This is a genomic window from Dyella humicola, from assembly GCF_026283945.1.
Classification (GTDB): Bacteria; Pseudomonadota; Gammaproteobacteria; order Xanthomonadales; family Rhodanobacteraceae; genus Dyella; species Dyella humicola.
The window spans coordinates 103,824-118,610 of record NZ_JAPDPC010000002.1; the positions used below are offsets into that span (position 1 = coordinate 103,824).

General features: G+C 62.8%; 10 protein-coding genes. 7 read left to right on the forward strand and 3 right to left on the reverse strand.

Annotated elements, in window-relative coordinates; translation table 11 throughout:
• Positions 1–16 precede the first annotated feature (16 nt).
• The 7 genes from OUZ30_RS15195 (at position 17) to OUZ30_RS15225 (ending at position 8,854) form a co-directional block, all read left to right on the forward strand.
• Positions 17–1,528: an efflux transporter outer membrane subunit gene (locus tag OUZ30_RS15195; RefSeq protein ID WP_266183279.1), complete on the forward strand. Its 1,512-nt coding sequence runs from the start codon at positions 17–19 to the stop codon at positions 1,526–1,528.
• A gap of 43 nt (positions 1,529–1,571) precedes the next feature.
• On the forward strand, positions 1,572–2,702 hold the full coding sequence (locus OUZ30_RS15200; protein WP_266183280.1) for an efflux RND transporter periplasmic adaptor subunit: 1,131 nt from the start codon (positions 1,572–1,574) through the stop codon (positions 2,700–2,702).
• Positions 2,699–5,824, forward strand: a complete 3,126-nt coding sequence (locus tag OUZ30_RS15205; protein ID WP_266183281.1) for an efflux RND transporter permease subunit — start codon at positions 2,699–2,701, stop codon at positions 5,822–5,824. Before OUZ30_RS15200 ends, OUZ30_RS15205 begins: the two co-directional genes overlap by 4 nt.
• A gap of 332 nt (positions 5,825–6,156) precedes the next feature.
• Positions 6,157–7,209 (forward strand): ribosome small subunit-dependent GTPase A, encoded by a 1,053-nt coding sequence (gene rsgA, locus OUZ30_RS15210; RefSeq protein ID WP_266183282.1) that lies wholly within the window; start codon positions 6,157–6,159, stop codon positions 7,207–7,209.
• 305 nt (positions 7,210–7,514) lie between these two features.
• The gene (locus OUZ30_RS15215; protein WP_266183283.1) at positions 7,515–8,042 is read left to right on the forward strand and encodes a GNAT family N-acetyltransferase; all 528 of its coding nucleotides are present in this window, start codon (positions 7,515–7,517) and stop codon (positions 8,040–8,042) included.
• 46 nt (positions 8,043–8,088) lie between these two features.
• Positions 8,089–8,484 (forward strand): GFA family protein, encoded by a 396-nt coding sequence (locus tag OUZ30_RS15220; RefSeq protein WP_486599073.1) that lies wholly within the window; start codon positions 8,089–8,091, stop codon positions 8,482–8,484.
• Positions 8,485–8,608: 124 nt separating this feature from the next.
• Positions 8,609–8,854, forward strand: coding sequence for a hypothetical protein (locus OUZ30_RS15225; RefSeq protein ID WP_266183285.1), 246 nt, complete (start codon positions 8,609–8,611; stop codon positions 8,852–8,854).
• A 30-nt stretch (positions 8,855–8,884) separates the two neighbouring features.
• Here the strand turns inward: OUZ30_RS15225 and OUZ30_RS15230 are convergent, their stop codons facing one another.
• From OUZ30_RS15230 to OUZ30_RS15240, 3 genes are all read right to left on the reverse strand, one after another.
• Entirely contained in the window at positions 8,885–10,069 is a 1,185-nt protein-coding gene (locus OUZ30_RS15230) for a CHASE2 domain-containing protein (protein ID WP_266183286.1), read from the reverse strand.
• A 49-nt stretch (positions 10,070–10,118) separates the two neighbouring features.
• Complete coding sequence (locus tag OUZ30_RS15235; RefSeq protein WP_266183287.1) at positions 10,119–11,747, reverse strand: FecR family protein; 1,629 nt, start codon at positions 11,745–11,747, stop codon at positions 10,119–10,121.
• Positions 11,748–11,952: 205 nt separating this feature from the next.
• Entirely contained in the window at positions 11,953–14,775 is a 2,823-nt protein-coding gene (locus OUZ30_RS15240) for an ATP-binding protein (RefSeq protein ID WP_266183288.1), read from the reverse strand.
• Between the last annotated feature and the right edge of the window lie 12 nt (positions 14,776–14,787).

The window sequence follows — 14,787 nt, forward strand, 5'->3', positions numbered from 1 at the left end:
GAGAACTGGTCCTGTAATGGAAGTTTCCGCGTTTGCCAATTCGTCGCCTTCACGCCGTCTGCGTTTCGTCGTGGTACTGGCCTCTGCGCTGGTGGCGGGCTGTGCTGTGGGGCCCGACTTCAAGCGGCCCGATGCCCCCAGCGCCAGCGATTACACCGCTCATCCGGTTTCATCCACGGTCGCTACGGCGAACGTTGCCGGAGGCGAAGCGCAGCGCTTCGCGAAGGGAAGCGACATCCCCGGCGACTGGTGGACCTTGTTTCACTCGAGGTCGCTGAATGACCTCATCGATCAATCGCTCGCCAACAACCACGACCTCAAGGCAGCCCAGGCGGCGCTGACCGTTGCCAGGGAAAACGTGCTGGCGCAGCGGGGCACGTACTACCCCAGCGTGGCGGCAAGCTTCTCGGCCAGCCGCACGAAGCAATCGGAGTCGATCTCGCCGACACCCAACTCCAATACCTTTCTGTACAACCTGTACACCCCGCAGGTCAGCGTTTCCTACGTGCCGGATATCTTCGGCCTGAACCGGCGAACCACGGAGTCGGTGCAGGCGCAGGAGCAGGCGGTTCGCTTCGAGATGATCGCGGCGCAGATCACCCTGAGCACCAACGTGGTGGCCGCCGCCGTCCAGGCGGGATCGTTGCAGGCGCAGATCGATGCCACGCGCGAGCTCATCGACATCAACATGCACATGGTGAAGATCCTGCGGGAGCAATTGGCCAAGGGCTACGCCAGTGGCCTCGATGTGGCCGCGCAGGAGTCGCAGCTGGAGCAAACCAGGGCCACGCTGCCGCCGCTGATCAAACAGCTGGCTCAGCAACGCGACCTGCTCGCGGTGCTGGTGGGCCAGTTGCCGAACCAGGCGCCGGACGAGACGTTTGCGCTTTCGAGCCTGCAACTGCCGCAGGAGCTCCCACTGAGCCTCCCTTCGGCCCTGGTCGCACAGCGTCCGGACGTACTCCAGGCCGAGGCCAACATGCATGCGGCCAGTGCGCAGATCGGTGTTGCCATCGCCAACCGGCTGCCCAACATCGTATTGAGCGGGAATACCGGCAGCACTGCGTTGGCCATGGATCAGCTGTTCAAGTCGGGCACCGGTTTCTGGGGCCTGGGTGCCGACATTACCGCACCGATCTTCCAGGGTGGCACCTTGTTGCACCAGGAGCGCGCGGCAAAGGCCGCCTATGTGCAGGCGGCCGAGCAATATCGCAGCACGGTGCTGGCAGCTTTCCAGAACGTGGCAGACACGCTGACCGCGCTGGACCAGGACGCCGAGGGCCTGAAGGCAGCGGCCGCCGCAGCCGATGCCGCCAAACGCACGCTGGATCTGTCGCAGCGGCAGTTGACGGCCGGCTACGCCAACTATCTTTCGTTGTTGAATGCACAACAGTCTTATCTGCAAGCGCGGATCAACCTGGTGCAAGCCCAGGCCAATCGCTATGCCGACACGGCGGCGCTGTTTCAGGCGCTTGGCGGTGGCTGGTGGAATCGCGCCGATCTAGCCCGGGATAAAAATGAAAAATAGACGGTTTTATGGCGCGCCGAGAGCGTGGCGTGCGGGCAGGCTCGTGCCCGCCGTGACGTTGCTGGCGGTGGCCACCTTGCTCATGCTTGCCGGCTGCTCAAGCAAGACGGACGACAATGCGTCGGCCGCCACGGGCGACGCGCACAACGTGACGCTCACTGCGGCGCAGCGCGAACACATTCGTCTTCACACCGTGGCGGCGTCCAGCTTCCACAAGACGATCGAGACCACGGGTATCGTGGACTTCGACAACGACCATGCCACGGCCGTCCTGGCGCCCATTTCCGGCCCCGTATCACGGCTGCTGGTGGATATCGGCGACCGGGTCAAGAAGGGCGATCCGCTCGCCGTCGTGGATTCAGCCGACTTTGCCGCGGCCGTCAGCGCCTATCGCAAGGCGCTCACCACCGCACATACCGCGCGCCGCCTGGCCGATCTGGAAAAGGATCTGGTGCAGCACCAGGGCGTGGCACAGCGGGAAGAAGATCAGGCCGAAACCGACGCCGCCAATGCCGACGCCGATCGCGACGCGGCACTGAAGGCGCTGACCTCGCTGAGTGTGGACCCGCAAACCATCAAGGCCATCGAGGAAGGCCGGCCGATCGCGCCGATCCAAGGCTTTATTCGCTCGCCCATTACCGGCACGGTGGTGGATAAACAGATTACGCCGGGGCAATTGCTCCAGGCAGGTACCACGCCGGCCTTCACCATGGCCGATCTGTCGCGTGTATGGGTGATGGCGCAGGTCCCCGAATCAGACCTCGCCGACATCGGTCTGGGCGATCCGGCGGACGTGGTGACGGCGGCATCGAAAAGCATGTCGGGAACCGTGTCGAACATCTCGGCGCTGGTCAATCCCGATACCCGTCTGGTGGCGGCGCGCGTGGTGGTCGATAACCCCGCTGCGCTGTTGAAGAAGCAGATGTACGTCAACGTGAAGATCCATGCTCGCCAGGAAACCAGCGGCTTGCTGGTGCCGGTGTCGGCGATCCTGCGCGACGACGAGAATCTGCCGTTTGTCTACATCGCCGAGCGCGATGGCAGCTTCGCGCGGCGGCCCGTGACGGTCGGCCACCGAACCGGCGACCAGTTTGATATCGCCTCCGGCCTCAAGGCCGGTGAGCAGGTAGTGGTCGACGGCGGTATCTTCGTCCAGTTCATGCAAGACCAATGAGCGACCAGTTGCCTCCAGGCGTATCGCCGTCGCGCACGACGTCGTTCATGAACCGGATCGTGGCAGCGTCGCTGGGCCAGCCGTTCCTCGTCATCCTGATGACGCTACTGCTGACCGGTGCCGGCGCTCGCTCGCTTGGGCGCCTGCCGGTGGACGCGTATCCCGATCTCTCGCCGCCCATCGTCGAAATCATTACCCAATGGCCCGGGCATGCCGCCGAGGAAGTGGAGCGCCTGATCACGGTGCCCGTCGAGCTGGGCATGAACGGCACGCCAAAGACGGCCAACACGCGCTCCATCTCGCTCTACGGTTTGTCCGACGTCGTCCTCACGTTCCAGAATGGCACGGACAAAAATTTCGCGCGTCAGGAGGTATTCAACCGATTGGGCGACCTGACCTTGCCCAGCGGAGTCACGCCATCGGTGGCGCCGCTTTCGGCACCCTCGGGACTGATCTATCGGTACGTGCTGCAAAGCTCGGACCGATCGCCAATGGAGCTCAAGACGCTCGAAGACTGGACGGTCGAACCGCAGTACAAATCCGTTCCTGGCGTGGCCGACGATTCGGGATTCGGCGGCGGCACCATGCAGTATCAGGTGTTGCTCGACCAGGCCAAGATCGCTGCGGTGGGCCTGTCCGCGGTGCAGGTGGAGGCCGCGCTCACGGCCAATAATGCCAACGCCGGCGGGGGCTTCTATTCGCAGGGCGGGCAGTTTTATTACGTGCGCGGTGCGGGGCGCGTGGAGACGCTGGAGGACATCGGCAACGTGGTGGTGGCCGTGCACGATGGCACGCCGGTGCTGGTGAAGGATGTCGGCCGCGTCACCATCGGCATTGCCCCTCGCCTCGGCGAATTCGGCTACGAAAAGCAGGACGACGCGGTCGAGGGTGTGATCCTCCTGCGTACCGGCGAGAAGACCCAGGACGTGCTGAAGCGCGTCGAAGCAAAAACGGCGGAGCTCAACGACCAGATCCTGCCCAAGGACGTCAAGGTCGTCCCGTTCTACGACCGCACCGATCTCATCGCGCTGACCACGAGGATCGTAGAGGACAACCTGCTGCGCGGCATGTTGCTGGTCGTGGTGATCCTGATCTTCTTCCTGTACGACGTGCGCGCGGGCTTGATCGTCGCCACGACCATTCCGCTGGCCTTGCTGTTTGCCTTCATCTGCCTGGATCTGCAGGGCGCGTCGGCCAACCTGCTCTCCATCGGCGCCGTGGACTTTGGCATCCTGGTGGACGCGGCCGTGGTGATGGTGGAGAACATCTTCCGCCAGATCGCCGAGCGCAAGGGCACGCCGCTCAACGTGAAGGAGATCATCAGGGACGCGGCGGCCGAGGTGGATCGTCCGCTGTTCTACGCGGTAGCCGTGATCGTGGTCAGCTTCCTGCCGATCTACGTGCTGGCGGGGCCTTCTGGCGTGCTGTTCAAGCCGATGGCCGACACCATGATCTTCGCGCTGGTCGGCTCTCTGGTGGTCACGCTGACCCTGTTGCCCGTGCTGTGCGCGTGGTTCATGCGCAACGGCGTGCAGGAGCGGCGCAATCGCGCGTTCGAGGCGATCAAGTCGGTCTATATCAAGGGCCTCGATGTCTGTCTCGCCCGCCCCTGGGGCACGACGATCGCCTCAGCCATCCTGCTGATGATCTCCCTGTTGCTCATCCCGCGCATCGGCGCGGAGTTCATGCCGCAACTGGACGAGGGCGCGCTATGGGTGCGTGCCACCATGCCTTACACCATTTCGTTCGAGGAAGCGTCGAAGATCACCCCTAAGGTGCGCGACGTTCTGCGCTCCTTCCCGGAAGTCACCACGGTCGCTTCGGAACTTGGGCGTCCGGATGACGGCACGGATTCGACCGGTTTCTTCAATGTCGAGTTCTATGTGGGCCTCAAGCCTTACGCGCAATGGACCGGCGGGTATCGCAACAAGGCGGCCTTGATCGAGGCCATCAATCACAAGCTCGAAGCTTTTCCAGGCATCATCTTCAACTACACGCAGCCTGCTGAAGATGCGGTGGATGAGGCGGAAACAGGGCTGAAGAGCGCCCTGGCCGTGAAGGTGTTCGGCTCCGATCTGAATACGCTTGAACAGAAGGGCAAGGCCATCAAGCAGCTGCTGGAGCACGTGCGCGGCATTCGCGATGTGACCCTGGTGCAGGAGCTCGGGCAGCCAAGCCTCACCATCAAGATCAACCGTGCCCAGATTGCACGTTATGGACTGAATGTCTCCGACATCAACGGCCTGATCCAGACCGCCATCGGCGGAGACGTGGCCACCCAGGTCGTGCAGCAGGAAAAACAGTTCGATCTCGTGGTGCGCCTCGAACAGCAGTATCGCGACAACCCCGAGCAGATCAGGAATATCCTCGTCACCACGCCGAATGGGCAGCAGATTCCGCTCAAGGAGTTCGCGGATATCGAGGTGACCAACGGTGCGTCTTTCATCTATCGCCAGGACAACTCGCGTTACATCGGCGTGCAGTTCTCGGTGGAAGGACGCGACCTGGCGGGTGCGGTAGGCGATGCCATCGAGCAGGTCAACGCGAAGGTGAAGCTGCCGCAGGGCTATCGCCTGGATTGGGGCGGCGAATACACGGAATACACCGCATCGCGGGCGCAGTTGAATGTGATCCTGCCGCTGACGCTGGCCTTGATCTTCCTGCTGCTGTTCACGCTCTACAGCAATTTCAAGTTCCCCTTCATCACCGTGCTCGGCGTGCTGCTCTCGGCGCCCGTGGGCGGCATCGTAGCCCTGTGGATCACTGGCACGCCTTTTTCGGTGTCTTCCGGCGTGGGCTTCCTGGCGTTGTTTGGCGTCTCGGTGCAGACGGCGGTGGTCTACATCTCTTATGTCAACGAACTCCGTCGTGGCGGCACTGAACTCAACGAAGCCATCCGCGAGGGTGCCATCCTGCGCTTGCGCCCCATCATGATGACGGCGCTGGTGGCGGCCTTGGGCCTGTTGCCGGCGGCACTCGCAACGGGCGTTGGCACGGACACCCAACGACCGTTCGCCCTGGTCATTGTCAGCGGCCTTTTCACACGACTGCTGATCAGTGTGTTCCTGATGCCGACGCTGTATGCCCTCGTTGCTCGCCCGGACGACAGGTTGGAGGTGTGATTTAGTCCGTGTTTGGATGCGGGGCGGTGACGGCATCGCCCCATCCAGTCTTCGATCCACGGGCCGCCGTGTAGGCGCACACCGCAGGCGCGCCGAGGCAATACAGCACTTGCAAGCCTTTCCGCGCAGGGCTAACCTGCGCCTCCCGTCAACCCAGCAAGAGGAGGTCATGACCATGATTGTTGTAGCAGCTGCCTCCGCCGGGTCGACGCGCGCCTGATCGATTTGCCAGCCACTCGGCTGGCCTGTTTCATCCACTCGCGTTGCTCCCTGGCGATTCGTTCGGCTCCCTAGCGGGAGGCCGTCGTTTTCCATGTATCCAGGGTTCCCCCATGTCCTCTCAGACGCTTTCTCAGCTCGGCTGGCGGCCTAGCTACGCCCAGCATTTGACCTTGATGGATTTCGAAGCGGGTTATCCGGCGCGCGTGAGCGCCGTGCATCGCAGTGGCCTGACGGTGCTTTCGTCGCGCGGGGCCGGGTCGGTCGTGCTGCCTCACCGCCTTGTCGATGCGGAGTCGGCTGTCGCGGTTGGCGATTGGATCTTGATCGAGCACGAGGCAGATCGGGTGATTCGATTGATCCAGCGTCAGTCGTTGATTGAGCGCGTGGCCGCCGGTGAGGATCATCGCCGTCAGTCCATCGCGGCGAACGTCGACACACTGTTCATCGTCACCTCCTGCAACGACGACTTCAATCTGTCGCGACTGGAACGCTATCTCGCGTTGGCCTACGAGGCCGGTGTCGAGCCTGTGATCGTGTTGACCAAGGTCGATCTGAGCAACAAGGCCAACGACTATGTCGCAGAGGCAAGCGGGGCGTTGGGTACGGTGACAGTCCTCGCGATCAATGCGACGGATGCAACAGCCGTCGCGCCATTGGCTCCCTGGCTCGAAGCGGGGCGCACCGTTGCCTTTATCGGCTCCTCTGGCGTGGGCAAGTCGACGCTGATCAACCGCTTGCTCGGCGTGGCCTCGCAACATACCCAAGACATTCGCGAAGACGATGCGAGGGGGCGGCATACGACCACAGCGAGGGAAATGTTCCCAACGGCATCCGGTGCCTGGGTGATCGACACGCCAGGCATGCGCGAGCTGCGCATCGGTGCGGTCGAGTCAGCCCTCGATACCGTCTTCGACGATATCGCAGCCTTGGCGGCGCAATGCCGATTCCGCGATTGCCACCACGATGGTGACGCGGATTGCGCCGTGGAGCGTGCGCTGGCCGAAGGCGCGCTGGATCACCGGCGACTCGCCAACTACCGAAAACTTCAACGCGAAGCTGCCGAGGCACAACGCACGCTGCGGGAGAAACGCGAACGAAGTCGCCTGTTCGGTGCCATGACGAAGGAAGTGATGCGGGCGAAGCGTGATCGGCTGGGGCGCTAGGGGAGGATGTCGGCTGACTTTGAGCCTGTTCAAAGTCCCAGCGGCGGCTACAAGCCCCCCCTCCCAGCCTCGCCCTGCAGGCAGGGGGAGGAGCCAAAACCATGCTCGCACTAACGCCCTCCCCTGCAAGCCGGGGAGGGTTGGAGAGTGGGCTTGTGGCCACACAGAGACTTTGAACAGGCTCTTAGGGACTATGCGCAACGGGCGGAAGCATTCCTGAGCTAGATGTCGCGCAGGTTTGTTGACGTGCCAGCCGTGACCGTAGAGCGCGTATAGTGCCCGCCGCCTTCTCGCTGGGAGTGTCCATGAGTCAGCCGATCGTCGTTCGCGATATTCGCCCCGAAGAGTTTCCAGTCCTCGGCCAGCTTCTGGTCGGCGTCTACAGCGGACTGGAAGATTTCCCCACGCCTGCCCAGCAGCCGCGCTATTACGAGATGCTGGCCCATATCGGTGACTTCACCCAGAAGAAGGGTGCCCAGGTGCTGGTGGCCCTGATCGACAGCGAGCTGGTGGGCGGCGTGGTTTATCTCGGGGATATGGCGGAGTACGGTGCCGCCAGCGTGGCGACAGCGATAAAGAACGCCTCAGGTATCCGCCTGTTGGGCGTGAGCCCCTCCGCGCGTGGCAGGGGCGTGGGAAAGGTGCTGACTGAAGCCTGCATCACGCTTGCGCGGGAGCAGGGTCGCGAACAGGTGGTGCTGCATAGCACGGAAGCCATGCGCGTGGCGTGGAGCATGTACGAGCGGATGGGATTTCAGCGGGCGCCGGAGATCGATTTTCTGCAGGCGGCGCTGCCGGTGTTTGGCTTTCGCCTCGCGCTAGGTGAAGAATAGCGGACAGGGGATATCCGTCGTCTTGTAGCTTCCGGGGACTCAACGCATGACTCAGCGGGTCGCGACCTGCAGTTGCAGGCAACTCATGCTTCGCGCGACGGAGGATCCGCTGCGCATCTCTATCTGTCACTGCCACGCCTGCCAGCGGCGCACCGGCAGCGTGTTCGGGGTTCAGGCACGCTTCCGCGCGGGGAGCGTGGTGATACGTGGCATTGCCACGAAATATGTGCGTGCCGGCGATTCCGGCGGCACGGGTACGTTTTACTTCTGTCCGGTGTGTGGCGCGACGGTTTACTACCAGTTGGAAGGGTTGGACGACCTGGTAGGTGTTCCCATTGGTGCCTTCGCGAACCCGAACTTTCCGGCGCCGCAGATTTCGGTCTACGAAGATTGCATGCACCACTGGGTGACGCTGCCCGATGATATCGAGCATATGGCGTAGCCTCGTATTTGCCGTGCGAATGCCTTGGCTGGGCACGTCCGATCACGCGGCGCGGAGAGGGCCCCGCGCCGCGTTATGATCGGCGCCGAATTTCAGCTCGATGTCGAGTTGGACAGGAATGCATATGAAGGCAAGTGAATTCGAGCGTTGGGCAAGAACGCGTGCGCGAGGCAAGTATCGATTCGTGTTGTTCAGTGGCGTGCTGGCTTATGGCCTGCCGATGTTTGTCATCATGACGTTTATTATTCCGCATCCGAAGATCACCAGGCCGGAATCGGCGCTGCTTTGGCTGCTCACCGGCGCTGGTTATGGCACCGCCATGTGGCTCATGCAGGAATATCGCTACCGCAGAGCAGCGCCGAAGTCGTAGCGAGGCACAGTCGAATCGTCTGCTCGCCGTTCAGGGGGCTCCCTTGGTCCACCAGGCGTCGTTGATGGCGAGTCGCGACTTCATGCGTCGCTCGTGGTGTTGATCGAACCTGCTCAGTGCGACATGCAGCACAAGCCCTAATACCGTTACCAGCAGACAGCAGCCAGGCGGCCACCAGACACTAAACCGTCGCAGCAGCAAAAGACTCGACAGAGGCGTGGCTGCGAGGGCGAAGGTTGCTATTTGCCAGGTGCGTCGAAAGCCAGGCAGGCCAAAGAGCGCCAGCGGCAACGCGATCATCAGCGAGCCAAGCAGTAATTGGGCAGGGAGATTCAGCGGCGTGATCAAGCTGCTGTCGTAGAAGGACTCCAGCACGTTCGCCTGATACTCAACGCCCGGCATCAGATCATTGGCGTCGGATGCGGACGTGGCGAGCTGGTCACCAAGCCCGGCGGCTATTGCGCCGATCAGAATCCATCGCCCTCGGAGCAGGTGGGTCGAGACGCGCCCTTGCAACACGTCGATGTACGACACCTGGTTGAAGCTGCCGGTGTGTCCCGCGTAGCGGATCAGCACGTAGTTATCGCGTATCCATTCGTAAGGCGAGTCGAGCCTTTCGTTGGGCAGGCGTAGGCCTGGCAAGGTCCGCTGCGGGGCAGGGTTGTTCATATCGTATAGCGCCAGCGCGAACGCAGGCCACAGCGGCTGCCCCAGGCCTGCTTTCAGATAGACGCCGCGGGCGACACCGTCAAAGTCTTTGGAGGCGTCCACGTGGCCGAAGGTAGTGGCGCTCGTCGCGATCACGGGTGTCGGCAGGACCTCTTCGAGCACTCCGCCCTGATCGGCGGCTTCGGCAAAGACCGGCATGACAACGTGTCCATTCCGATGAATCGCATCGGCAAACGCGCGGTCGCGATCAGGGCGGTTGAGGTCCGGCTCGGTCATCGTGATGTCGACACCGATGCCGCGCACGCCCGCCTGCGTCAGTCGCTCGATCAGCTGCGCATGCACCGAGCGAGGCCACGGCCACTTGCCGAGCTCGGCGAGACTTTGCGGGTCGATCGCCACGATCATTACCTTGTCACTGGTTGGATGGGACCAGTGGCGCATGTGCATGTCATAGAGCGCGTTATCGACACGCTGGGTCGCACTGGTGGCAATCAGCAGCACCAGGGCAGCGAAGCCCACGACCCAGGCGAGGCCGCGTTTGAGCATGGGCAACGTTGCGACCATCAGATGGCCACCGGCACTTGTCCCAGGTAGATCAAATCACGAGCCACAGCAGGACGACACCGCCCCCGGTCGCGAACCATCGACAGGCCGTGCACGGTACACGGGTTCGATACACCGCCCCCCAAGGGCCCGCGTAGCCGTCGACATCGATGGTCTGCACACGCACGTACCACTTACCCGACGGCAGCCTTTTCAGGCTGAGCTCGGGTTGGTCCAGCATCTGATCTACCGCCGGATCGGCGAAGTCGGGTTTCCGCGCCAGCTCGATGCGATAACGTTGCCCGGGTGCCCCTTTGGTCCAGCTCAGTACGAAGTCGCCATGCCGGTGCTTCGGCGCGCCCCGCTCCGGTGTAGGTCGCTCGGCGACCAGGTCGAACGCCATCGCTTCGGTGTACGGTCCGAGCTTGCCATCCTTGTCGCGACTGGCAACGCGCCAGTAGTAGCGCCCGTAAGGCAGCGACTTTCGGGCGCGCGCCTGGCTGCCCGTGATCGTCGCGTCGCTGGACAGCAGCTGATTGAACGAGGGATCACTCGACAGCTGCCACGAATAGCTGCCAGCTTCTTCGCTCTCGGTCCAACGGAAGGTCGGTCGCGTTGCTCGTGCCTTGGAGCCGGGCTGAGGCTCGATGATCAGCGGTGGCTGTGGATGGGCTGCGACCACGAAGCTACATATGGCATCCAACCCTTCAAGCTGGTTGTTGCTGATGCCACGCACGCGAAATGCATGGGGGCCGTCGGGAAGGCTGGGCAGCGAGGCCTGGGGACCATCGCCCACCTGATCCATGACCAGCGCTTCGAACCTGTTCGTGGATGCCACCTGGATGCGGTAGTGCGCGGCGCCATCCAGCGGCTTCCAGTGGAGCCGGGCGGACAGTTGGGCGATGGGTTGGCGCGGGCAGTCCACGTCGGGCGCCAGCAGTAGTGCTTCCGGTTGGCCAGGGCTGGCGCCGGACGCGGTCGCTACGCCGGTTCCGGTGCTCACCAGCACGTGCCGCTTGTCGCTGCCCACTTCGACGCGACCGGAGACGACTTCGGTGCGCGCTGTGCTCCGCTCGGCGTCGGCCACCACGCGGAAATGCGTGCCGCGCACGCTCGAGATGGTATTCGGGGTCGAGATCGTGAAGCGCGCGGCACTGCCCGTCAGTGGCGTTACATCCGTGCTGACGCGTCCGCGCTTGAGGCGCATGCGCGTGTCGACCATGCCGGTGCGGTCGTATTCGCTGAGGCGATCCAGCACCAGCTCGCTGTCGCTCTGCATTAACACGCGAGAGCCGTCAGCGAGTTCCAGCGTGAGGCTGGAGTCAGGGTGTGTCACCAATTCCGTGCCATAACCGACAGACATGCCCACGGTCACCGGCACGGCTGGGAGCGAGGCCTGAGACTTGGCCTCTGCATCTCCAATGACTGCCAGCACCCGCGCTGGCGCAGGCACCAGTCGCAGCCATGCCACAGGCACGCGTACGGTCATGCCGGGTGGCAGATGCAGGGGGTCGCCGACCCCGTTGTAGTCCTGCAGTTTCTGCCACGGGACATCGGGCTTCATATAGCGAGCCGCGAGGTCCCATAGGTTATCGCCAGGGCGGACCCGGTAGTTCCAGTCGGTGGGTGCCGCGGGGAGCGTGGGGGCAAACGTGGAAGCAAATGCAGTGAGGAGAAACATGGCGAACAGCCAGTGTTTCGGCCGGCGCAAGCCTCCTGTCCGGTGTGGCATGACAACCTCGACGTTCCTGTAGAGCCCCCTGTATTGCAGCCGCTCACTCCCTCGTCGTCAGGGGAACATCCCGCGCCCCTGGCTTCTTGGCGACTTCCAGCGCGTCAAGTATCGCGGACGCATCTCGCAATTGCCAACGCCATCACAAAACGAGTCAGGACCGGTTGAGCCTGGATAGAAGTTCGTCTGTCCGTTGAACGAAGTCAGTCAGCCCGGGTAGGGCTTGTTCCCCGCCTTCGGCTTGCAGCGCCTCGAACAGTTGCCGACCCTGTTCCAGCAGGTCGCCATCGGCAAACAAAGGCAGTGCGCCAAGCAGGCGATGCAAGACCAGGGCCGCCGCCGCTGCGTCCGCCCCAGCCAGGCAGGCGCGGAGATCCCGCAGGTCGCTTAGGCTGATCGTTGTGAAAAGTTGCTGGAGCTCCGCATGCGTTGCCGGGTCTTTGACGACGGCGGTGCCAGTCGAAGGGTCGCCGTTGGCGGATAGGGGCGTCTGTCCCGGCAACCACTGCTCCAGCTTCTGGCTGAGCGCCAACAACTGCAGCGGTTTGCTGAGCACATCGCTCATGCCGGCCTCCCGCGCACGGGCTGTTTCGCTGCTCAAGGCATTGGCCGTCATGGCGAGCATGGGGAGGCGATGCGGAGCGCCTGTGCTGTCCTCATGCGCTCGCCACGCCCGGGCGAGCTCATACCCGCTCATCTGGGGCATGTTGCAGTCAGTGAGCAGCAACGCGTAGTCGCCGCCCGCCAGGGCGTCGAAGGCGTCGCGCCCGTTGTCGACGACATCGCAGCTAAGCCCGAGCAAGGTAAGCTGACGCTGTATCAGTTGCTGGCTAACGGGGTGATCTTCGGCCACCAGGATATGGCCGCGGTGAATCGACAGCCCCGCGTGCGCGCCCTGAAGAAACGGGGTGCTGGCGCGCGGCTGCTGCCACTCGGCCGGATCGTCCAGCCCAAGCGCCGCCATGCTGGCGCGCAGGGTGGACTGCCACTTCAGCGGATTCGCGCTGAGCAGGATGCGTTCGTCGTTCCATTGGACGCCCGCGAGCGCAAGCGGCTCCGCGGTGACGGCAACGACATGCGCGTTGATCTGGGCCGGGCTTGCCACGTCGGCCACATCGACAAAAAGAAAACTGGCTGCCATGCCTTCACGCAACGGTTGGGAAGGATCGACCTGTTCCACCGTCATCCCGGCAGCGTGCAGATAATCGCCAAGCGCCGCTGCCGTTTCGGTCGAATCGAGTCGGACGATGGCGTGACGCCCATGAAGCGCGCTCGGAGCCTCTATCGCGCGTTCGCCCACGGGCAGGCGAAGGTCCACCTTGACCGTCGTGCCGGCATCCACGTCGCTGATCAGCTCGATGGAGCCTTCCATCAGTTGCACCAGGTGACTGCAGATCGCCAGTCCCAGGCCCGTGCCTCCGTAACGACGGCTGGTCCAGGTTTCGGCCTGCGTGAACGGTTTGAACAAGGTCGCCTGTTTGTCCCTCTCAATGCCGATGCCGGTATCAGTGACGCAAAGGCGCAGGCGCTGGTGCGAACCGCTGTCGCCCAACGCGACTAGTCGTGCAGAGACGCTGCCGCGATCGGTAAACTTGATGGCATTACTCATCAGGTTGAGCAATACCTGTCCGAGGCGAAGGCTGTCGCCATGCAGCTGGCCGGCCACGCTGGCATCCGTGGAGAGGCGGATGTCGATGCCCTTCTTGCGCGCCGCTGAAGTCATCACACCGACCACACTGTCCATCCACAAACGTGGATCGAAGGCTGTCACGTCGAGGCGGACATCGCCTGCTTCGAGCTTGGAGAAGTCCAGGATGTCGTTGAGGATTTGCAGCAAGGTGCCCGCGGAATCTTCGACGGCTCCCAGTAGCTCGCGCTGTTCCCGGTTGATCGGCGTATGGCCAAACAGCTCAAGCATGCCGATCAACCCGTTCATCGGGGTGCGGATTTCGTGGCTCATGATGGCAAGGAAATCGCCCTTTGCCTTGGATGCGCGCTCAGCGACGTCTCGGGCGATCCGCAAGGCTTCGTTGCGAAGGTTCAACTCTGTCGTGTCGATGAAATAGCCCATAAGCCGCGATGCTCCATCTGCCTGTCGCGTCGGCGCGAGCGTCGCGTGAATCCAGCGCAGGCCGTTCTGGCCGAACGCGCGAAAGTCGAGGTCACGTGTCTGCGCATCATTCGTGGCGGGTGCTATCAATTGCTCGAATGCGGGCCAATCTTCGGTGTGAATGCAGTCGCGCAATGCCTCCGTGCGCAGCGACCCATCGGTGTCCGTCAGGTCGCGCAAATCCGCGTTGAAAAGTGCCTTCATATTGCCCGTGGCAAACGTGAGGTGTCGCGCGTTGTCTGTATCGAGGTGCATGGTTAGCACGACGACCGGAATGCGTCGGGCAAGTTCTTCCAGGCTCAGCTCGGTTATTTTCGCCTGACGTTCGGCATCGCGAAATGCGGTGATGTCGAGCAGCGCACTGGCATAGCCCTGGGCTTGCCCGTGCTGGTCTATGACGGCGCGAATCCAAGCATAGGCGGGGTGCGTGATGCCGTCATCGGTCGTGTACTCAATCACCTGCTGAGTGGCATGCCCTTGCATGAGTGCCGATTCTTTTGCGGCAAAGTCGTCTCTACCAATGACCGCCATGATGGCTTCGAGGGCGCCAGGAATGCTCCGGCCCGTATCATTGACGATGGCGGGCTGGCCATTCATGCCATGCAGCGCGATGGGTAGAGGTAATGCGTTCAACGCCTCCTGACACAATGAGCGCTGCGCGAGGAGCTGGTCCTGCAGATATTTCGCCTTGCGGGCCTTCACTTGCAGCAGCCACGTCAGCGCAAATGCCAGCATGGACGTGAGCATCAACAAGGCGGTCAGGATCAACGCAATCGGTGATACCGGCGTTGCTTGATTGTCGATCTCCGGAAAGACCAGGCCTAAGGAGCTCGCTGCAAGCAATGTAAATGCTGACTTGGCTTGCATGGCTAGTCCGCG

What these genes read in the sequence shown, in the direction of transcription:
- OUZ30_RS15215 (WP_266183283.1), top strand. Translation starts at nt 7,515, where the DNA reads ATGAGTCAGCCGATCGTCGTTCGCGATATTCGCCCCGAAGAGTTTCCA.
- OUZ30_RS15230 (WP_266183286.1), bottom strand. Translation starts at nt 10,069, where the DNA reads ATGCTCAAACGCGGCCTCGCCTGGGTCGTGGGCTTCGCTGCCCTGGTG.
- OUZ30_RS15205 (WP_266183281.1), top strand. Translation starts at nt 2,699, where the DNA reads ATGAGCGACCAGTTGCCTCCAGGCGTATCGCCGTCGCGCACGACGTCG.
- OUZ30_RS15235 (WP_266183287.1), bottom strand. Translation starts at nt 11,747, where the DNA reads ATGTTTCTCCTCACTGCATTTGCTTCCACGTTTGCCCCCACGCTCCCC.
- OUZ30_RS15240 (WP_266183288.1), bottom strand. Translation starts at nt 14,775, where the DNA reads ATGCAAGCCAAGTCAGCATTTACATTGCTTGCAGCGAGCTCCTTAGGC.
- OUZ30_RS15220 (WP_486599073.1), top strand. Translation starts at nt 8,089, where the DNA reads ATGACTCAGCGGGTCGCGACCTGCAGTTGCAGGCAACTCATGCTTCGC.
- OUZ30_RS15195 (WP_266183279.1), top strand. Translation starts at nt 17, where the DNA reads ATGGAAGTTTCCGCGTTTGCCAATTCGTCGCCTTCACGCCGTCTGCGT.
- OUZ30_RS15225 (WP_266183285.1), top strand. Translation starts at nt 8,609, where the DNA reads ATGAAGGCAAGTGAATTCGAGCGTTGGGCAAGAACGCGTGCGCGAGGC.
- rsgA (WP_266183282.1), top strand. Translation starts at nt 6,157, where the DNA reads ATGTCCTCTCAGACGCTTTCTCAGCTCGGCTGGCGGCCTAGCTACGCC.